A 19,204-nucleotide genomic window follows, 5' to 3' on the forward strand; every position below is an offset into this window, starting at 1 on the left:
GGGGAGACCCCACAGGCGCGCATTAGCGCCGAGGAGGCTCCCCCGGCACGCCCGCGGAAAGCGAAGCGCCTGGAGCGCAAATCAACAGACATATCGCATTAATAATATTACAACAAATTAGCGCGGTGAAATGTTAAAGCAAAACAAAAAAATAAAGGCTATCGAAGGTTTTTCGACAGCCTGAACACCTGTCTATAAAAAAGAGACAGGTGTTTTTTCATATATATCATCATAAATGAGCAACTTAACATTAAGACATTTGTAAACCTATGTCAGAAAAGATGGCAAATAGAATGAATTTGTTGATTTACAAAAGAACAATATTTATTTACAAAACCTTTACAATCCATTAAAACTCCGTTTACAGTAATCCGTTATTCTAAAACATGTAAGGCAGACAAACATTATCACCACCAAAAACCTTAGGGGGAATAAAGGAAATGAAAAGTGTGAAAAAATTAAGCCTACTTACATTATTAGCCGCGTTAATGGTATTCACGGCTGCTTGTGGAGGCGGAGCTTCTACAGATAAAACAACAGGAAAAGACAAACAAACTACACCAAAAACTGAAGAAAAGCAAGAACTTTCGGGCTCTTTATCTGTTTCTGGTTCATCTGCCATGCAGCCATTAGTAGCAGCAGCTGCTGAAGAATTTATGAATGCAAATCCAAAAGTTGATATACAAGTAAATGCTGGTGGATCTGGTACTGGCTTATCACAAGTTGCTGAAGGTTCTGTGCAAATTGGTAACTCAGACGTATTTGCTGAAGAAAAGCAAGGTATTCCTGCCGATCAACTAGTTGACCATAAAGTAGCGGTTGTAGGTATGACAGCTGCTGTTAATCCTAAAGTTGGCATTAAAGATATTAAAAAAGCTGATTTAATTAAAGTATTTACAGGAAAAATCACAAACTGGAAAGAACTTGGCGGAAAAGACCAAAAGATCGTTCTAGTAAACCGTCCTGACTCTTCAGGAACACGTGCAATATTCAATAAGTTTGCCCTTGATGGAGCAAAGCCTGCTGAAGGAATTACAGAAGATTCTTCAAACACTGTTAAAAAGATAATTAACGAAACTGACGGTGCAATTGGTTACCTTGCATTCTCATACTTTACCGATAATTCTGTAACACCTCTTGCAATCGATGGTGTTGAACCAACTGCTGAAAATGTACAATCAGGAAAATTCCCAGTTTGGGCTTACCAACATTCTTACACTAAAGGTGAGGCTAACGGTTTAGCAAAAGCGTTTCTAGACTATCTAATGTCAGATGATATCCAAAACACTCTATTAAAAGAACAAGGATATCTTCCTGTAACAAAAATGCAAGTTGAACGCGACGCTAAAGGGAATCAAAAAAATAAGTAATAATATGGTTCAAATAAGGGACGGGGTAAATGCGATTGTGCATTTACCCTATTATGACGTATTTTAGGGGTGTTTGGTGCATTATGGAAAAGTTGATTCCTGCCAAGGATAGGTTGTTGAAATCTAAAAATAATTGGATGGACGGTGAATTACGAGGGAAAGTTCTTGTTGTTTTGTGTGCAGTGATTATGATATCAGCAACCATATCAATAACAATATTCATAGGAACAAAAGGTCTGCAGTCTTTCATAAAAAATGGTGTAAGTCTTTTTGAGTTCTTAACCAGTACGCACTGGAATCCTACTGATCAAGCTAAGCCTGAATATGGAGCTCTCCCGTTTATTTTTGGCTCCTTTGCTGTTACCTTTCTATCAGCACTTGTTGCTGCACCATTAGGGATTGGTGGCGCGATATTTATGACCGAAATTGCTCCATCCTGGGGGAGGAAAATACTACAGCCAGTTGTTGAGCTTTTAGTTGGAATACCGTCTGTTGTTTATGGATTCATCGGGCTTACAGTACTAGTTCCTTTTATCAGAGAACATGTGGGAGGATTAGGCTTCAGCTTATTATCTGGTATGATTGTTCTTTCAATCATGATATTGCCAACCATTACCACCATTGCTACGGACGCAATAAGTTCGCTGCCAAATAGCTTAAGAGAAGGTTCATATGCTCTTGGTGCAACCAGGTGGCAAACCATTAGAAAAGTGCTTATCCCTGCTGCACTGCCAACCTTACTGACAGCCATTGTTTTAGGTATGGCGCGAGCATTTGGTGAAGCTTTAGCCGTTCAAATGGTAATCGGAAACGTTAGAAATTTACCATCAAGTATTTTGGATGCGTCAGCAACTTTAACGACGATTATTACATTAAATATGGGACATACCACATACGGAAGTGTCGAAAATAATACGCTTTGGTCGATGGGCTTAATTCTATTAGTGATGTCATTTGCGTTTATTCTACTCATCCGCTATCTATCATCAAGGAGGAAGCTGTAATGAAAAGTAAAACAGCTGACCGAATTGCAACCGGAGTATTTGTTGCTATTGCCATAGTTATCATTTCAATTCTTGTCGGATTATTCTCATATATTTTGGTTAATGGACTTAAACATATTTCATGGGAGTTTTTAACCACCCCTTCAAGCAATATTCGTGCAGGAGGGGGAATACGCGACCAACTATTTAATTCGTTTTATATTTTACTAATTACGATGATTATTGCAGTCCCACTCGGGGTCGGTGGGGGAATCTATATGGCAGAGTATGCAAAGCCAGGCAAAGTAACGGATATTATTCGTTCCTGTATTGAAGTTTTAGCATCGCTGCCATCTATCGTGATAGGAATGTTCGGTTTATTGATGTTTGTTAATGTTACAGGATGGGGCTATACGATATTAGGGGGAGCCTTAGCGCTGACAGTCTTTAATTTGCCTGTCATTGTGCGAGTAAGTGAAGACTCGATTCGTGCCGTTCCACGTGATCTGAAGGAGGCCAGTCTTGCCTTAGGAATTACCCATTGGCATACAATAAAAACCGTTATTTTACCTAGTGCTTTCCCATCTATTCTAACGGGTGTCATTCTTGCAGCAGGAAGGGTGTTTGGAGAAGCAGCAGCCCTATTATTTACAGCTGGTCTTTCCACACCAAGGCTCGATTATACAAATTGGAATCCATTTTCCGGTCAATCACCATTGAATATATTTCGTCCTGCGGAAACGCTTGCCGTTCATATTTGGTCTGTAAATACGCAAGGATTAATTCCCGACGTGGAAGAGGTTTCGAATGGATCTGCAGCTGTGCTAGTGATCTCGGTTTTACTATTCAACCTACTAGCTAGATGGATTGGAAGACTTATTCATAAAAAAATCACGGCGACTAAATAAAGGGCGGGTGAGCACTTTTGGCTTCAGCGTTAATGAATAAACCAATTGATAATAAAGTAGTACAATCAGTTAGGCAATTTAACAAGGAACTGATTTTAGAAGTAAATAATTTAGAGATTTTCTATGGTGAAAAACGTGCCGTAAACGAAATATCAATGGCAATTGAGAAAAATTCAATTACCGCTTTAATTGGACCTTCAGGTTGTGGGAAATCAACTTTTCTACGTAGTATTAATAGAATGAATGACCTGATCCCTGGTGCAAGGGCAGAAGGTGAAATCATATATGAAGATCTCAATATTTTGTCTGAGCAGATAAATGTTGTTGCTTTACGCAAGGAAATTGGCATGGTATTTCAAAAACCCAATCCATTTCCAAAATCAATTTATGAAAATATTACACATGCCCTAAAGTTTGCTGGAATGAAAAAGAAAAGCATGCTAGATGAAATTGTCGAAGAAAGCCTACAGAAAGCTGCTTTATGGGATGAGGTAAAGGACAGACTTCATAAATCTGCGCTCTCACTTTCGGGTGGACAACAGCAACGACTTTGTATTGCAAGGACCATTGCGATGAAGCCAACCATCATGCTCCTTGATGAACCTTCCTCAGCACTGGATCCCATTTCCAATGCAAAGGTAGAAGAGTTGATCATTGACTTGAAAAAAGACTATTCAATTATTATTGTGACACATAACATGCAGCAGGCTTCACGTATTTCAGATAAAACGGCCTTCTTTTTTAAGGGAGATTTAATTGAATACGATGCTACGGAAAAAATCTTTACAAATCCTTCTGTAAAAAAGACGGAAGAATATATTTCTGGACGGTTCGGATAAGGGGGGAATGTTGTGTCAATTAATACGTTAACAAGACAAGTGTATGACATTAATGATTTGAATTTATGGTACGGAGAACATCACGCTTTAAAAAATATTAACTTTCCGATAAATAAAAAAGAGGTTACAGCTATTATCGGTCCATCCGGCTGCGGAAAGTCAACTTTCATAAAAACACTAAATTTGATGATTAATATGGTTCCGCATGTAAAAATGACAGGCGAAATTAATTTTAATGGACAAAATATCTTAGATGACAAAATGGATCTGGTAGAACTTCGGAAAAACGTAGGAATGGTTTTTCAGAAGGGAAATCCATTTCCTCAAACAATTTATGATAATGTTGCCTATGGTCCGAGAATTCATGGAATCAAAAAAAAGACTCATCTTGATGAGGTTGTCATCAAATCATTGATGGATGTGGCTTTATGGGATGAAGTAAAGGACCGATTAAATACTCCTGCTTTAGGGCTATCAGGAGGACAGCAACAAAGGTTATGTATCGCAAGAGCATTAGCTACAAAACCAGGTGTTTTGTTAATGGATGAGCCAACTTCTGCCTTGGATCCGATTTCCACCTTGAAAATTGAGGAATTGATTTTAGAATTAAAAGAAAAATATACGATTGTTATTGTTACTCATAATATGCAACAGGCTTCACGGGTATCAGATAAGACTGCTTTCTTTTTAATGGGTGAACTAATTGAACTAGATACAACTTCTACTATTTTTTCTAATCCACATGACTCACGTACTGAAGGTTATATTACAGGAAGATTCGGATGATGGGGTGACTAATTTGAGTACCAGATCTAATTTTGACAATAATTTAAAACAGTTAAATGAAATGCTTTTAAACATGGCCAGTCTAACAGAAAAAGCAATAAAAGAGGCAATGCTTGCATTAATCAATCAGGATATGGAGCAGGCAAAAGCTGTTATTGATGGTGATAATGAAATTGATGATTTGGAACATGAAATTCATGATAAAGCACTATTACTAATTGCCAGAGAATCTCCGGTAGCAACGGATCTTAGAAAAATAAATGTAGCATTAAAAGTTTCATCAGAAGTTGAGAGAATGGCCGATATGGCAGTAAATATTGCAAAATCTGCGATACACATTGGCAGGGAAAAGCATATTAAAGAAATTGTTGATATACCCAACATGATGGAAATAGCGTTAGAAATGGTATCAGAGTCCATTACGGCCTTCTATTCTGAAGATATTTCACTTGCCCAAAGATGTGCGAAAAGAGATGATCAGGTGGATAAAATGTTTGGAAGTTTGATTCAGGAACTTTTGAGCTATATTCCGCATAATCCAAACTCAACGAACCAAATTATCCAATTAGCGTTTGTTTGTAGGTTTATTGAAAGGATCGCAGACCATTCAACCAATATCGCAGAGAATGTTGTTTACCTTGTAACAGGAGAACGGATGAATTTAAATGATTAGAATATAAATAGAGATTTTTTAAGATGGAGCTGATATTTTGGCTTCATCTTTTTTTTTGAAAAAAATGTCGAAATAAATAGAGAAACAACAAAGGGAAATGTTGATTTTTGTTGGAAAAAGAGTTATTTCAAGTCCTTTTAAAAAAATTCCCTCTCTTACATTTGCTGGTAGTAAGAGCATGCACAATACGACAAATTGTGTTTATTGTGTGCCTGTCAATCTGGTGATACGATTAAATTATCAACGAAAATGAATAATTTGGCTATTTTAGCATATATTGATTGGTTACGGAATGGAGGAAGTTATGAAAAAGGAACTTAATAAACTAAGAGAGGATGGTTTATCATTTCGAAAAATCTCCTCAGAACTCGACACAATGGTTGGTAAGGTTCAAAACAGCTTGAATAAATATCAGGATAGTGGAAGACCAACTCATATGACTAACGGTTGTCTTCAAAACAGTAAAGATGAAAAAATCTCCGATAGCAGCATGACACAAGCTTTTGTCCCTTTAAAGGGTGAGCTGGCAGCAAAGCTTGTCACACCTCGAAAGATGTTCATTTGGTGGGAAGTTTCCGAAACACCAAAAAGAATGATAGAACTATTTTTTAACAGAAAGTTTTCAGACCTCGTTCCGGTTACCAGAATTTATGATGTAACGGATATCATCTTTAATGGAAAAAACGCCCACCACTTTTATGAAATCACCGTGCCCTATCAAAGGGGGTATTGGTTTATTAGAGGATTGACAGAAAATCGCAGCTATGTAGCGGAATTAGGAGTTTATCTTTCTGAAACGAGCTTTTTTCCTATTTATCGGTCAAATTGCCTGCAAACTCCTGCGAATGTTTTATTGAACGAAACTGAAATGTGTCGGGATATGATTCAATATCAACAGTTTGAGGACCATCCTCCCAAATGGATTGATCATGTAAGTACCTACAGCTATTATTTGGAATCTTCCACCTTGGAGGGGGAAAATGGATAAAATAGTATCCCAGCATGTTACTAACAGTCTTAATGGCTGGAAATTTAGAATACTAATGTTTTGCTGGGAATATCCGCCTAATATGGTAGGAGGTTTATCAAGGCATGTGGTCGGCTTATCTGTTCAATTGGCCGAAATGGGGCATGAAGTGCATGTTTTGACTGCGGGAAATGGTGATCTTTCAGCTTATGAAAAAATGAATGGTGTGGATGTTCATCGGGTTAAACCCATTCATGCTTTCGATGATGACTTTCTTTCCTGGATTGGCGGACTTAATTTAGCCATGGCGTTCAAGGCCGAAAAATTAACAGAAGGGATTCAATTTGACTTCATACATGCCCATGATTGGCTAGTTGGTTCAGCGGCTATTGTATTAAAAGAGTCGCTATCAATTCCGTTATTAACGACAATTCATGCTACAGAGCACGGAAGAAATAATGGCATTCATACCGAAATGCAGCAATTTATTCATAATAAGGAACAACAATTAATAAATGAAACTGATCAGTTAATCGTTTGCAGTGATTACATGAAGGATGGACTCATTTCAATTTTTAAAACATCTGCTGAAAAAGTTTCCGTTATCCCAAATGGAATTGAACCGTTGATAATAAAAGACAAAGCAGTGGAGATTTTCCCCAATCTTAAGCAAAAAAAATATATTTTTTCAATTGGGAGGATGGTCCGCGAAAAAGGATTTGAAACGATAATTGAAGCAGCAGCTATAGCTAAGGAAAAGGGGTTGGACTCTTTTTTTGTTGTTGCCGGGAAAGGACCGATGCTAGAAACTTATCGACGGCAGATTGTTGATTGGAAATTAGAAAACTATGTTGAGTTTGTAGGATATATTAGCGATGAACAAAGGAATGCACTAATGGAGGGATGTGAGATGGCAGTCATTCCAAGCTTGTATGAACCATTTGGTATTGTTGCCCTTGAAACCATGAGCCTCGGGAAACCCACGATTGTTTCCAATACGGGGGGGATGAAAGGGATTGTGAAACATCTGCAAACGGGATTGCTGATGGTCCCAGGGAATGCCCGCAGTTTGCATGAACAGATTGATTTTTTATTGAAAAACCCGCTCGCGGCAAAAGCTATTGGCGGAAGAGGAAGACAAATTGTGATTAGTTTGTATGGATGGAAGCGAGTGGCTACAGAAACGATGCGAGTTATGGAAGACTCTTTGTTATCTAAACGTGTAAAAGGGATTAAGGAAATAGAAACACCAAATACATTGTAAATAAGGTGTAAATGATGATGAATCTAACTAATACTGAAAAAAATCAACTGACCCCAAAACAGCAGCTGTTAAACGATACACTGCAATTTATTCCTGGAATATGGGTAAATGGACAATATTATTGGCTGCAGAATCGCACAGAAATGGTCCTTTACGATGAAGAAATCATTATTAAGGTAAAGCAAGAGCAGCTCCATTCGAAAATCCGCTTTTGTCATATATATGTTAGTAATCATAGCATGCAAACGAAAGAGGTAAAGGTTTTAGTGATGCACCATTTTTCAAATGTAAGTCAAGATAACATCACATATATTTCACCAATCGATAATCGGATTTTTCACCACACGAAAAAAAATGTTTATTTAGTTAATGGGCAATTTAAGGGAGACGGTTTGACAGAGTATACGGCAATACCTCAATGGTATGCTTATACAGATCAAATATGGAATTCATTGCAAAAGGGAAGCTTAAAATATCAGCCGATTGCTAAGGGACCGGCAGCGAGTATCTTCACAATTAAAATGTCAATCCATCAACAAGAAACCAGTAAAATGAATACATGGACTATTACAGGCTCAAGTAAAAATGAATTACTTGCAATGGAGGAAGGACTTTTTAAAAACGCACTAGCATTTCCTTTTGAAAAATGATATTATAGAAAAGTCGTATGAATGAATAGCTTAATCGTTTGGAGGGAAATTAACATGCGTGTGAATATTACATTAGCTTGCACTGAGTGTGGAGATCGTAACTATATTTCAACAAAAAATAAACGTAATAACCCAGATCGTCTTGAGCTTAAGAAATATTGCCCAAGAGAGAAGCGTACAACAGCACATCGCGAAACAAAATAAGCAGTAGGGCTTCCTGCTGCTTTTTTTGTTGGCTGATAGGAAACGATAACTTTCCTATCAGGCATAAGGGCAACTACGCCTCTGTCTTCGCATTTAAAGCTCGCCAATCGGCGAGTTTTCTTTAGCTAAAAATAAGGAGGTTTCTAAAATGATTGATAAAAACTCCCTTCGAAAACAGATGAAAGAAACACTCTCAACACTTTCAAAACCCCTCTATGAAGATTATTCCTATAAAATTGCAACTAAGCTCTTTGAAGATAAGGACTGGATTCAAGCACAAGTCGTTGGTATTACTGTTTCGAAGGTGCCAGAAGTAGATACCTTTCAAATTATCCGAAAAGCATGGGAATTAGGAAAACAAGTGGCTATTCCAAAATGTTATCCGAAGGAAAGGAAGTTATCTTTCAGAACCTTAAGCGAATTTTCCCAACTGGAATCCGTATACTATGGGTTATTGGAGCCGATTGCCGAATTGACAACGGAAGTTCCTTCTGAAAAAATGAATCTCTTAATTGTTCCCGGAGCAGCATTTACAAGGGAAGGATATCGCTTGGGATTTGGTGGAGGTTATTATGACCGATATTTACCTAGTTACTCCGGCCAAACCCTATCACTTGCTTTTAATGAGCAACTAATTCCTGGAATCCCTGTGGAAGAACATGATATATCCGTTTCGAAAATAATTACAAATCTTGAGGTCATACAACCAAAATGATGGAAACAACGATTATTTTAACCGTTATTATGTTAACAGGACTGGTGGGATACATACTCAAATCATTGACGAGATCTGGAGCATTTGCTGCTGTAATGGTAGGACTAGCCGTCTTCCTTGGATTTGGTGTAAACGGTCTGGTTCTACTTGGTGCATTCTTTTTGACTTCAAGTCTTTGGTCCAAATATAAAAGTTCTGTAAAAAATCCCATCGAAGAAAAATTGGCAAAAGGTGCAACAAGAGATTGGCGTCAAGTGCTCGCAAATGGCGGGGCTGCCGGACTTTTTAGTTTCATCTATTATTTTAACCCTGATAGTACTTGGTTAATTGGCTTTGCTGTTAGCCTTGCCAGTGCAAACTCTGATACGTGGGCATCGGAAATTGGTCCGCTGAGCAAAAAGGCTCCCATCTACATACGAACCTTAAAACGAGTTGAAAAGGGAACATCAGGAGCAATAAGTTTATTAGGAACTCTAGCTGCAGTTGCTGGTTCGCTGCTCATTTCACTGCTCAGTTTTTGGCTGTTCCATTTGGACATCCTGCTTAGTTTCCTTATTTTTTTATTTGGTTTTATCGGAAATATAATTGATACCTTCATTGGTGCCTATTATCAACAAGTATATCAATGTGATCAATGTGGAATGGAAACCGAAAAAGAAGTTCATTGCGATTTACCGACGAGGCGAATCAAAGGGACTGCTTATGTGGACAATGATATGGTTAATTTTCTTTCAGGGTTTCTTGCGGCGATGATGGCGATTTTTCTTATTCATTTGTTGATAAATTTTTTCAGCCACTCATTTTAACAAAATTTGATCAATAGACAACGGTTACATTGAAATTACTTAGTGAAAAAATTTTATGAAATAATATACAATATAATTGTAGGAGAAAATAACCCAAGCTTTATCCTATTTTAATATCTTTGTTAGGAGGAATCTTTATGTTAAAACGTGTGAATAGAGTTGCTCTTATAGGGACAGGTTTTGTTGGTTCAAGTTATGCCTTTGCCATGTTGAATCAAGGAATCACAGAAGAGCTTGTCTTAATTGATTTAAATAAAGAAAAGGCTGAAGGGGACGCAATGGATCTTAATCATGGACTTCCATTCGCACCTTCACGTACAAAGATTTGGTATGGCAGTTATGCTGATTGTGGTGAAGCCGATCTTGTTGTAATCACTGCAGGAGCAAACCAAAAGCCTGGTGAGACGAGACTTGACCTTGTAGAGAAAAATACAAGAATTTTTAAAGCCATTGTCGAAGAAATAATGGCAAGTGGATTTGATGGTATTTTCCTCGTTGCTACTAATCCGGTGGATATCTTAACCTATGCAGTTTGGAAGTTTTCCGGACTTCCAAAAGAGCGAGTAATCGGTTCTGGTACGATTTTAGATACGGCTCGTTTTCGCTATTTGCTAGGAGACTATTTTGATGTGGATACCCGTAACGTCCATGCCTATATTATTGGTGAACATGGGGATACCGAATTGCCGGTTTGGAGCCACGCCGATATTGCAGGTACGTCCATCTCGGATTGGACAAAAAATAAAGAGGGATATAACAAAGAAGACCTTAATCAAATCTTTTTGAATGTTCGCGATGCTGCATACCATATTATTGAGCGAAAAGGTGCCACCTACTATGGAATTGCTATGGGATTAGTGAGATTAACAAAAGCGATTTTACAAAATGAAAACTCAGTTTTAACTGTTTCTGCCTATCTTGAAGGTGAATATGGGCAAAAGGATATATACATTGGTGTTCCTGCAGTGGTTAATCGTAAAGGGATTAGACAAATAGTAGAGTTAGACTTAAATGAAGATGAACAGGCAAAATTCATGAACTCTGTTAATGTATTAAAGAAAACAATGGAGCCAGTTTTTCAGAAAATATAAAACGAAAAGGGGCAGATTCTTTTGAATTTGGCCTTTTTTTACTGACATAGGGATAAAATTGATGTCATCTTCACAGAATAATCGTAGGAGGGATGACAATGTCTCGCATGTTAACATCCATTTTGATGATTGGTTCCATTGGTTATTTTGCCTTCCGGTACAGATACCGGATTCTCAATGTTCTACTTGCTTCTGGCTGGATGCGCCGTCTTGCGGTAGGCTCGATTATGAGCTTTCCAGGAATAAAAAACAAAATGATGAAATCAGTATTTGGAGGACCATCTGAATGGTGAAAACCACAGATGGTTTTTTATTTTGGGAATATGTCTAAATAGTTAATTATTATCATTTCAGGTTGTTACATTCATGTAAACTCTGAATTTAGTCTATAATGAAAGAAACGCTGTAAAAATGAATGTATATTTATTATCTGATTGTCATTTATCGATGAAGCCAATATGGCTCTAGTGATAGAAAGAAGGGGAGAAATGAATACGAGAGAGAGTTACATCTTTTGGAGGCTGGCCTATTCTTTCATCTCTGATCATGGTTATCGTATTATTCAATTATTTGAAAATCAAAAAGAACTATGGCTTGAAAAATTAGAAAATAAGAAAGCTCCCATTATACGAATGCTGCTCCATGATTTAGACTGGAGCAATGCCATGCAAAGAGATATAGAATTTACTGCTTCCAATGGGGAAAGAGTGCGCAAGCAAATAGGTCGAAATGAATTAAAGGTGATCAACATTTACATCAGCCAATTTCCGCCGGTTGATGAATATGAATATCGACTTGCCAAGCCATTTATCTATCCAGACGGAAATAAGACGGAAGTAAACTCGATATTATTGACGAGTGAAGATTATGAGCCGGGTTTTCAACGGCTGACAGATTGGCTTAAAAGCGAGTTAACCTTCCCGATTAATGATGAATACTCCGAGGAGGAAGCCGAGAATCAAAAAAAAGCAACACTCGAATATGCCATGAAAAAAGTAAAATCAGAAAAGGCGATTTTTACTAATGGCAAACCTTTTTTTACCTATTTATTGATGCTCATTCAGGTGGCTATGTTTTTCTGGCTAGAGACACATGGAGGGAGTACCAATACATCGACTTTAATTAAGTATGGGGCAAAATTTAATCCATATATATATAACGGTGAATGGTGGCGATTCCTTACACCAATCTTTCTTCATATTGGATTTGCCCATCTTGCAATGAATACAATCAGCTTGTATTTCTTAGGAACAATGGTTGAACGAATCTTTGGAAATATCCGCTTTTTATTTATCTACTTTTTTGCTGGAATACTTGGGTTCATAGGTAGTTTTTTGTTTGTTGATAATATTTCTGCAGGAGCAAGTGGAGCCATTTTTGGCTGTGCAGGGGCGTTGCTTTATTTTGGTTTAATGAATCCGAAGCTTTTTTCCCGGACATTGGGTCCGGCTTTCATTGTCATTATTTTAATCAATTTATTCTTTGGATTTTCAGGTAATGGCATTGATAATGCAGGACATATCGGTGGATTAATCGGGGGGTTCCTTGCAGCAGGAATGTTGCATCTTCCTAAGCAGAAAAAGCCACTAGTGCAGATGGCATTTTTAATTTTATCCATAGCCTTAGTTTGGGGTTCCTTAACTTACGGGTTTAGTCATTCAGCAAAAAGTAAGGATGAAAACTCTATGTTATTGTTGGCGCAGGAAAATATTAAACAAAAGAACTATCAACAAGCATATAATGAATTGAAAAAAGGGGAAGAAAATTCAAATCATCCTTCAGCACAAATATATTTTTTATTATCCTTTACAGAAATTAAGCAGAACATGATTGATGATGCTCGGACCCATTTGCATAAGGTTCTACAATTGGAGCCTAATTTCCCAGAGGCCAATTACAATCTGTCTCTTATTTATCTTGAACAGAATGATTTTGTACAGGCGAAAAAGTACGCTGAAAAAGCAGCGGAGCTAAACCCGGATAAAAAGGAATATACAAATTTGGTTCATGAAATTAATCAATATCTTCAATCATCTGGCGCAGGAAAATAGGCTCACCTCTTACTGTTTCAGTTAATACTAATAGATGTGATTTGTTATTGGCTAATAGGATAAGTGGGAGGGTGCTGCCAATGGGATTCGCAATGGTACCATTAGGCCCTTTTATTCCAAGGAAATAATTTTTATAAAGGCCTTCCCATAATTGACCGACAATCGTATCCGTTTCTTGTTTTGTAAAACCTGGAAGACCGGACTTTGCTCGCTTGTTGAATTGATTTAAAGGAAAAGCCTGATAGTCACGTAAATGAATACCATAGTACCTGACACCCTTATTCCAGCTGTATTGTAGCTTTCGTTCTGTCTGTTCATCCAATTCCTGTTTCGACTTGTTCTGTTCTCTTGTTTTTGGATCCCGAAAGGAATAAGCTGTGTTTTCGTCTTGAAGGACGATGTACAATTGATCAGCCGACAAGGCCTGTGAACTGTAAATCTGTCCTTCATTCTTATGAAGCTCGGCATAATGGAAGCTGATTGCTTGTAAAAAGGCACTTTTATCACTGGATACCCGTTTTTCTTGGATAATTGCAGCCTTGTTTTGTTTCCAATTACCAAGTTGTCCGATTAGCCTGCCATTTGAAAATAAAAATCCGACATCTTGGCGTAGATAAGCTTTTCGATCAAGAGTAGAGTCCATTTTCCAAAGTAAAGAATTATGGTTTACAAGCTCAAGGGACGTTTCAGTTGTTATAAAGGTTACTTTTGGATCAATTGGGAAAAAAGTAATACTTTCCTGTGCTTTAGGATTTTTTGAATGGAAAAAAACCATTGCAGTAATACCTAAAATCAATATGCCAATCAGAAAATATATTTTTTTCACAAGGACTTCATCCTCCCGTGGTTTTACGTACATACCTTGTTTGTCCTATTACTGTTATATGGGAAATCTATCGAAGAAATGACAGTTGAGGATGTGTTATCCCAGAAATGGTCAATAAAAATATTTATTAACATTATTGCCTTGAGGGGAAATGCCGCATGGGTTATACTTTTTTTAGAAATCTTAATTATTTTTCTCCATTATTAAAATTAAGGTGGGACTTCCTTGATGAAAACGGTTTATGAAATTCAGCAATTTTTAAAGCAATTTGGCACGATTATTTATATAGGCGATCGAGTTTCCGACCTTGAATTAATGGAAACAGAGCTAAAAGAGCTATATCAATCACAGTTGATAGAAACACGTGAATTTCAAACAGCACTTTTAATAATACGTCACGAAATTCAATTTCAAAAAGAAAAAAATAAAGATAGGTGAATAAATTGTCTAATCAATGGATTGTAGGGGTTGACTTAGGTGGAACCACTACGAAATTAGCTTTTATTACAATGGATGGGAAAATTGTTTATAAATGGGAAATATCGACTGATAATTCAAATGAGGGACAATTCATTACTTCCAATATAGAAAAGGCTATCAATGAAAAACTTAATGACCTTGGCCAAACAAAGGCAAAATTATTAGGCATTGGCATGGGTGCACCAGGACCAGTGGACTATGAAACTGGGACAATTCTAAACGCGGTGAATTTAGGCTGGAAGGATAACTTTCCACTAAAGGAAAGTCTTAAAGCTTCCACTTCACTAAAAGCGGCAGTTGAAAATGACGCAAACTGCGCGGCATTGGGTGAGATGTGGAAGGGTGCAGGGAATGGAGCGAAGGATCTTGTTTGTGTTACACTGGGAACTGGTGTTGGTGGCGGGGTCATCGCAAATGGAAATATTATTCAGGGTATCAACGGTGCCGCAGGAGAAATAGGCCATATCACGGTAATCCCATTTGATGGTGCTCCTTGTAATTGTGGTAAGACAGGGTGTCTTGAAACGGTTGCTTCTGCAACTGGGATTGTCCGGTTAGCGATGGGTGAGCTTAAAAAAGCTGAGTCAACGGGTGAATTAAGAGCACTGCTTGCAAAGAACGGAAAAGTTACCGCCAAAGATGTTTTCGATTCTGCTCGTAATGGTGATGAATTGGCGCAGCAGGTATTGAATGAGGTTTCCTTTCATTTAGGGTTCGTCACAGCAAATATTGCCAATACCCTTAATCCAGAAAAAATCGTTCTTGGCGGCGGAGTTTCAAAAGCTGGAGATATTTTATTAGACTCCGTAAAAGAATACTTTGCTAAGTTTGCCTTTTCAGCCGTTAGGAAGTCCACACAACTTGCTCTAGCAACCTTAGGAAATGATGCAGGGGTTCTTGGCGCTGCCTGGCTGATAAAAAATAAATTAAATCAATAAGTTATTCAAGAAAAACACAAGCGCCTTGGTACTTGCGCTGGACAATTCTCAAAGTCGAATGATATAAATTCTAATTCTATAAAAAAGCCGGTAATTTACGGCTTTTTTCCTATTTATTGAAACATTATGAAAACCTTGAAACATTTTTGTCAAAAAAACGTACTAACATATGTGAGGTATAAAGGGAGGGGGAAATGGTTTAAATTGAATCGACTCAAGTATAGAAAGTATATGTTAATAATCGTTTTTATTTTTTTGCCCCTCCTTTTAAGTGCATGTACAAGTAAGGAACAGGCAAAGCCTAAAATTCCCGCTAAAAATGAAAAACCGAAGGCTTCTCTTTTAACAGGGAGTGAATGGAAATTACCTATTTCTATCCCAGAAGGGGAATTTTACAAGCTTAGCGGCTGGATTTCAGATGAAGAGGTTCTTTATATCACTAATTTAGAACAAACTTCAACGGTATATCGGTATCAGCTTTTAACTGGCAAAAGTGAATTAATTTATAAAAGTGAATGTCCAATTGTTAACGTTCAAATTAGTCCATCCAAGAAATTAATCTTGATCCATTCAGCACCGTCATCTTATGAAGGATTAATTACTATCATCGATGCAAAGGGAAATGAGAAATATCACGAAGCCATCCCCTCCCATGACCTTGTATTTGAATGGAATCCAAATAATGAATCACAAGTCCTTGTGTCAAAATTTAATGAAGATTGGACCTTTCAAATCATGTTATTGGACATGAAAAATTCAAAATCAACCGTAGTTTCCTTGCCACAGCCTTTTGTTAAGTGGCTGGATGAAAAAAAACTTGCATTTCTAAATTGGGATGAAGATAATCCTGCATTATTTGCTCCCTTAATGGTAAAGGGTTTAGATAATGAAAACGAACAAACATTGTTTCCAAAAGTGTTCCAATTTTCTACCTTTCGTCACCTCCTGATGACAATCACAGTTAATGATCAAGATCAAACAAAAGCAACATATTCTTTTTTTGATAAGCAGAATAAAGAGATATTTACGTTTTCAATCCCGCAGCTAACAAAGTTTTCCGATTGGTTAGTTCCTTTTTATGACTTTAATGAGCAAAAGGGTCAATTTATGACTTTTAAGCCTTTAAATAGCGGGGAGGTTGATTCCTATAGGGGTGGCTTCGAGCTCATGGCTTATTATCTTAAGAAAGGGAGCAGCGAACGGATTATGAGCGGCCTGGAAAATGAGCCAATCAATTTTTCACCCTCAGGAGAGGCGCTTCTTTATGGCAATCGATATGAAAAAATTATCGACATTAAGGGAAGAAAAATATATAAGCTAATTAAGGAATGACATTATCCTTATTTATTGAAAAAAAAGACTGCCAACCGGCAGTCTTTTATCTTAGTGGGTCCCCATTGGAAATCCAGATTCTTTAATTGTCATAAAGACAAACCAGCCAAAAACAACGAAAGAAGCTAAACCCCAAAAAGCGCCTAATAAGTTTTTATTCTTTATTGCACTATATGCTCCGAATGCTGCAAGCAGGGTTACGATAGCAAAAATAATAACTAAACCCATGGAAAATCCCCCTTTTTAGTCGTAAGCAGGCAAACGCCTAATAATTCAAAGAAAATTATGTAACTATATTATATACATTCGTTTCCTATTTTATATTTTTTTCTTTCATTTGTCGAGGGCAAAAACGTGGAATGTTAAGCATTGCTTTCTTACTTTAGGTAAAATAGTGTAAAATGATGGTATCGCAATTTGTTATTGGAGGTATTATTAATGAAATGGCAGCAAATTCCCTTAGGGACTCTGCAAACAAACTGTTATATCGTAGAAAATTCTCAACGTTCCTGTTTAATTTTCGATCCTGGAAGTGAAGGAAAAAAGCTGATTCATTTGCTGAATCAGAGAAAATTAACACCTTGTGCGATTTTTTTAACACATGCACATTTTGATCATATTGGAGCGGTTAATGAAGTAAGAGATACCTATAAGATCCCCGTATATATACACAAACAGGAAGAAAAGTGGTTAGGTGACCCTGCCTTAAATGGCTCACAATTATTTATGTTTCAGGATTCAATCAGAGTAAGTCCTGCCGACCATATCATCAAAAATGAGGGACCGATGGAAATCAATGATTTTACATTCAGCGTTTTTCATACGCCTGGTCATTCCCCGGGAAGTGTTTCTTACTATTTTGAGAAGGAAGGGTTTGTTATCTCAGGTGATGCCTTATTTCAAGGCAGTATCGGCCGTACTGACCTTCCGGGTGGTAATCAATCACAATTGTTAAAAAGCATTCATGCCAAGCTTTTGTCCCTGCCAGAAGAAACGTATGTCTTGTCGGGACATGGCCCTGTAACAGCAATTGGTGATGAAATGGACAGCAATCCATTTTTAAATGGATTTTAAAAAAGAAAAGCCCTTCTCAGATTAAGAGAAGGGTTTTTCTGGGGGATGTTCTATTTCATATAATGGGAGGGGATATTGTTAAGCTACTATCCTAACAATATAATAAAGTTTTCACTGTGTCAATAGTGTTAATTCGAAAAGGAGCTTCTATGATTACATATTTACAACAGTTAATTTCACTTTCTCCAACAAAGCTGATTTCCTATGCTGATTATATCGGAGCTGTTCTATATCATCCTGAACTTGGTTATTACATGAAGGATAAGCAGAAAATTGGGCGGCAAGGAGATTTCATTACCACTAGCAATATTTCTGATGTTTACGGTAGATTGATGGCAAAATGGTTTTCCAATGTCTGTAACGAAACAAATTTGGAACCGATCTTTTGCGAAATTGGAGCTGGAAATGGCCGTTTTGCAAAAGCTTTTTTACAAGAATGGAATGAATCCATTAAAGGTCCTTTACAATATTATATTGTAGAAAGCAGTCCTTTTCATCGAAAACTGCAAAGCGAATTACTGATGCCCAATTTTTCGGTGGTCCAGATAGAGAGTTTGGACAAGATGAAGGAATTTCAAGGAATAATCTTTTCAAACGAACTTTTTGATGCATTGCCTGTCCATGTAATTGAAAAGATAGACGGCCAACTTTTTGAGGTGATGGTCGGCTATCAAGACGATGAATTGTTTGAACAGCAAATTCCATTATCAAATCCAGATATCTACTCCTTTTTAAAGGAGAGTAACATCGAATTAAAAGAAAATCAGCGAATAGAGATTCCCTTAGCAATGGAGATGATGCTCCAAGAGATTTCGAAAACTTTAACAAAAGGATTAGTTGTCTCAGCAGACTATGGGTATTCGAACACGGAATGGATGGACCCGCGAAGAGCAAAGGGGAGTTTAAGAGGATTTTATCAGCATAATATGATTGATGATGTATTGAAGTATCCGGGAGAAATGGATATTACCACCCATATCCATTTTGATTATCTGATTCAAAAAGGTGAGCAAGTAAATTTGGAGTTGCTAACAAAGTTAAGGCAGGATGAGTTTTTATTAAAGGCAGGTATCTTGAACGAATTAGAAAATAATTATGACCCGAATCCGTTTTCAGAGGTCAGTAAACGCAACAGGGCGATTCGGAGTTTAATTATGCCAGCGGGAATGAGCCCCTATTTTCACATAATTATTCAGCAAAAAGGTTTATCTTTGAGTGAAAGGGATATGTTCCCTGACAAATAGAAA

The 19,204-nt window shown here is 37.3% G+C and carries 22 protein-coding genes; 20 read left to right on the forward strand and 2 right to left on the reverse strand.

Features of this window, described 5'->3' with window-relative positions:
• The first annotated feature begins 440 nt into the window (after positions 1–440).
• From RTR43_RS10585 to RTR43_RS10655, 15 genes are all read left to right on the forward strand, one after another.
• Entirely contained in the window at positions 441–1,370 is a 930-nt protein-coding gene (locus tag RTR43_RS10585; protein ID WP_312471708.1) for a phosphate ABC transporter substrate-binding protein, read from the forward strand.
• Positions 1,371–1,507: 137 nt separating this feature from the next.
• On the forward strand, positions 1,508–2,374 hold the full coding sequence (gene pstC / locus RTR43_RS10590; RefSeq protein ID WP_396954565.1) for a phosphate ABC transporter permease subunit PstC: 867 nt from the start codon (positions 1,508–1,510) through the stop codon (positions 2,372–2,374).
• Positions 2,374–3,261, forward strand: a complete 888-nt coding sequence (pstA, locus tag RTR43_RS10595; protein WP_312471711.1) for a phosphate ABC transporter permease PstA — start codon at positions 2,374–2,376, stop codon at positions 3,259–3,261. The genes pstC and pstA overlap by 1 nt, the downstream gene beginning before the upstream one ends.
• A 32-nt stretch (positions 3,262–3,293) precedes the next feature.
• On the forward strand, positions 3,294–4,100 hold the full coding sequence (gene pstB, locus RTR43_RS10600; RefSeq protein ID WP_312471920.1) for a phosphate ABC transporter ATP-binding protein PstB: 807 nt from the start codon (positions 3,294–3,296) through the stop codon (positions 4,098–4,100).
• 12 nt (positions 4,101–4,112) lie between these two features.
• Entirely contained in the window at positions 4,113–4,886 is a 774-nt protein-coding gene (gene pstB / locus RTR43_RS10605) for a phosphate ABC transporter ATP-binding protein PstB (protein ID WP_312471713.1), read from the forward strand.
• Between the two features lie 4 nt (positions 4,887–4,890).
• Positions 4,891–5,559: a phosphate signaling complex protein PhoU gene (phoU, locus tag RTR43_RS10610; protein ID WP_396954560.1), complete on the forward strand. Its 669-nt coding sequence runs from the start codon at positions 4,891–4,893 to the stop codon at positions 5,557–5,559.
• A gap of 304 nt (positions 5,560–5,863) precedes the next feature.
• A complete protein-coding gene (locus RTR43_RS10615; protein WP_312471716.1) occupies positions 5,864–6,547 on the forward strand; it encodes a DUF4912 domain-containing protein in 684 nt (227 codons plus the stop codon).
• The gene (locus RTR43_RS10620) at positions 6,540–7,790 is read left to right on the forward strand and encodes a glycosyltransferase family 4 protein (RefSeq protein WP_312471717.1); all 1,251 of its coding nucleotides are present in this window, start codon (positions 6,540–6,542) and stop codon (positions 7,788–7,790) included. The genes RTR43_RS10615 and RTR43_RS10620 overlap by 8 nt, the downstream gene beginning before the upstream one ends.
• An 11-nt stretch (positions 7,791–7,801) precedes the next feature.
• Positions 7,802–8,440, forward strand: coding sequence for a hypothetical protein (locus RTR43_RS10625; RefSeq protein ID WP_312471719.1), 639 nt, complete (start codon positions 7,802–7,804; stop codon positions 8,438–8,440).
• A 54-nt stretch (positions 8,441–8,494) separates the two neighbouring features.
• Positions 8,495–8,644 (forward strand): 50S ribosomal protein L33, encoded by a 150-nt coding sequence (rpmG, locus tag RTR43_RS10630; RefSeq protein WP_015594975.1) that lies wholly within the window; start codon positions 8,495–8,497, stop codon positions 8,642–8,644.
• A gap of 148 nt (positions 8,645–8,792) precedes the next feature.
• Positions 8,793–9,359: a 5-formyltetrahydrofolate cyclo-ligase gene (locus tag RTR43_RS10635; RefSeq protein ID WP_312471735.1), complete on the forward strand. Its 567-nt coding sequence runs from the start codon at positions 8,793–8,795 to the stop codon at positions 9,357–9,359.
• Positions 9,356–10,165: a DUF92 domain-containing protein gene (locus RTR43_RS10640; RefSeq protein ID WP_312471736.1), complete on the forward strand. Its 810-nt coding sequence runs from the start codon at positions 9,356–9,358 to the stop codon at positions 10,163–10,165. The genes RTR43_RS10635 and RTR43_RS10640 overlap by 4 nt, the downstream gene beginning before the upstream one ends.
• Before the next feature lie 137 nt (positions 10,166–10,302).
• Positions 10,303–11,256, forward strand: coding sequence for an L-lactate dehydrogenase (locus RTR43_RS10645; RefSeq protein ID WP_312471738.1), 954 nt, complete (start codon positions 10,303–10,305; stop codon positions 11,254–11,256).
• A 98-nt stretch (positions 11,257–11,354) separates the two neighbouring features.
• Positions 11,355–11,549, forward strand: coding sequence for a hypothetical protein (locus RTR43_RS10650; RefSeq protein ID WP_248735672.1), 195 nt, complete (start codon positions 11,355–11,357; stop codon positions 11,547–11,549).
• Between the two features lie 195 nt (positions 11,550–11,744).
• The gene (locus RTR43_RS10655) at positions 11,745–13,307 is read left to right on the forward strand and encodes a rhomboid family intramembrane serine protease (RefSeq protein ID WP_312471740.1); all 1,563 of its coding nucleotides are present in this window, start codon (positions 11,745–11,747) and stop codon (positions 13,305–13,307) included.
• Here the strand turns inward: RTR43_RS10655 and RTR43_RS10660 are convergent.
• Positions 13,270–14,133, reverse strand: coding sequence for a hypothetical protein (locus RTR43_RS10660; protein WP_312471741.1), 864 nt, complete (start codon positions 14,131–14,133; stop codon positions 13,270–13,272). The two genes, RTR43_RS10655 and RTR43_RS10660, sit on opposite strands and share 38 nt — an antisense overlap.
• 228 nt (positions 14,134–14,361) lie before the next feature.
• On the opposite strand from RTR43_RS10660, the gene RTR43_RS10665 reads away from it, so the two are divergent.
• The 3 genes from RTR43_RS10665 (at position 14,362) to RTR43_RS10675 (ending at position 16,883) form a co-directional block, all read left to right on the forward strand.
• A complete protein-coding gene (locus RTR43_RS10665; RefSeq protein ID WP_312471922.1) occupies positions 14,362–14,571 on the forward strand; it encodes a YqgQ family protein in 210 nt (69 codons plus the stop codon).
• 5 nt (positions 14,572–14,576) lie between these two features.
• The gene (locus RTR43_RS10670; protein WP_312471742.1) at positions 14,577–15,551 is read left to right on the forward strand and encodes an ROK family glucokinase; all 975 of its coding nucleotides are present in this window, start codon (positions 14,577–14,579) and stop codon (positions 15,549–15,551) included.
• A gap of 204 nt (positions 15,552–15,755) precedes the next feature.
• On the forward strand, positions 15,756–16,883 hold the full coding sequence (locus RTR43_RS10675; protein WP_312471743.1) for a YqgU-like beta propeller domain-containing protein: 1,128 nt from the start codon (positions 15,756–15,758) through the stop codon (positions 16,881–16,883).
• A gap of 51 nt (positions 16,884–16,934) precedes the next feature.
• On the opposite strand, the gene RTR43_RS10680 is transcribed toward RTR43_RS10675, so the two are convergent.
• The gene (locus tag RTR43_RS10680) at positions 16,935–17,111 is read right to left on the reverse strand and encodes a DUF2759 domain-containing protein (protein ID WP_248735666.1); all 177 of its coding nucleotides are present in this window, start codon (positions 17,109–17,111) and stop codon (positions 16,935–16,937) included.
• 210 nt (positions 17,112–17,321) lie between these two features.
• On the opposite strand from RTR43_RS10680, the gene RTR43_RS10685 reads away from it, so the two are divergent.
• Positions 17,322–17,957 carry an MBL fold metallo-hydrolase gene (locus tag RTR43_RS10685; RefSeq protein WP_312471744.1) on the forward strand — a complete coding sequence of 212 codons (636 nt, stop codon included), beginning with the start codon at positions 17,322–17,324 and terminating at the stop codon, positions 17,955–17,957.
• Between the two features lie 149 nt (positions 17,958–18,106).
• On the forward strand, positions 18,107–19,201 hold the full coding sequence (locus RTR43_RS10690; protein WP_312471745.1) for a class I SAM-dependent methyltransferase: 1,095 nt from the start codon (positions 18,107–18,109) through the stop codon (positions 19,199–19,201).
• Positions 19,202–19,204: the final 3 nt, after the last annotated feature.

It is taken from the genome of Neobacillus sp., assembly GCF_031988165.1.
Taxonomy (GTDB): domain Bacteria; phylum Bacillota; class Bacilli; order Bacillales; family Cytobacillaceae; genus Neobacillus; species Neobacillus rhizosphaerae.

What these genes read in the sequence shown, in the direction of transcription:
- RTR43_RS10585 (WP_312471708.1), top strand. Translation starts at nt 441, where the DNA reads ATGAAAAGTGTGAAAAAATTAAGCCTACTTACATTATTAGCCGCGTTA.
- pstC (WP_396954565.1), top strand. Translation starts at nt 1,508, where the DNA reads ATGGACGGTGAATTACGAGGGAAAGTTCTTGTTGTTTTGTGTGCAGTG.
- pstA (WP_312471711.1), top strand. Translation starts at nt 2,374, where the DNA reads ATGAAAAGTAAAACAGCTGACCGAATTGCAACCGGAGTATTTGTTGCT.
- pstB (WP_312471920.1), top strand. Translation starts at nt 3,294, where the DNA reads ATGAATAAACCAATTGATAATAAAGTAGTACAATCAGTTAGGCAATTT.
- RTR43_RS10615 (WP_312471716.1), top strand. Translation starts at nt 5,864, where the DNA reads ATGAAAAAGGAACTTAATAAACTAAGAGAGGATGGTTTATCATTTCGA.
- RTR43_RS10620 (WP_312471717.1), top strand. Translation starts at nt 6,540, where the DNA reads ATGGATAAAATAGTATCCCAGCATGTTACTAACAGTCTTAATGGCTGG.
- RTR43_RS10625 (WP_312471719.1), top strand. Translation starts at nt 7,802, where the DNA reads ATGATGATGAATCTAACTAATACTGAAAAAAATCAACTGACCCCAAAA.
- rpmG (WP_015594975.1), top strand. Translation starts at nt 8,495, where the DNA reads ATGCGTGTGAATATTACATTAGCTTGCACTGAGTGTGGAGATCGTAAC.
- RTR43_RS10635 (WP_312471735.1), top strand. Translation starts at nt 8,793, where the DNA reads ATGATTGATAAAAACTCCCTTCGAAAACAGATGAAAGAAACACTCTCA.
- RTR43_RS10640 (WP_312471736.1), top strand. Translation starts at nt 9,356, where the DNA reads ATGATGGAAACAACGATTATTTTAACCGTTATTATGTTAACAGGACTG.
- RTR43_RS10645 (WP_312471738.1), top strand. Translation starts at nt 10,303, where the DNA reads ATGTTAAAACGTGTGAATAGAGTTGCTCTTATAGGGACAGGTTTTGTT.
- RTR43_RS10650 (WP_248735672.1), top strand. Translation starts at nt 11,355, where the DNA reads ATGTCTCGCATGTTAACATCCATTTTGATGATTGGTTCCATTGGTTAT.
- RTR43_RS10655 (WP_312471740.1), top strand. Translation starts at nt 11,745, where the DNA reads ATGAATACGAGAGAGAGTTACATCTTTTGGAGGCTGGCCTATTCTTTC.
- RTR43_RS10665 (WP_312471922.1), top strand. Translation starts at nt 14,362, where the DNA reads ATGAAAACGGTTTATGAAATTCAGCAATTTTTAAAGCAATTTGGCACG.
- RTR43_RS10680 (WP_248735666.1), bottom strand. Translation starts at nt 17,111, where the DNA reads ATGGGTTTAGTTATTATTTTTGCTATCGTAACCCTGCTTGCAGCATTC.
- RTR43_RS10685 (WP_312471744.1), top strand. Translation starts at nt 17,322, where the DNA reads ATGAAATGGCAGCAAATTCCCTTAGGGACTCTGCAAACAAACTGTTAT.
- RTR43_RS10690 (WP_312471745.1), top strand. Translation starts at nt 18,107, where the DNA reads ATGATTACATATTTACAACAGTTAATTTCACTTTCTCCAACAAAGCTG.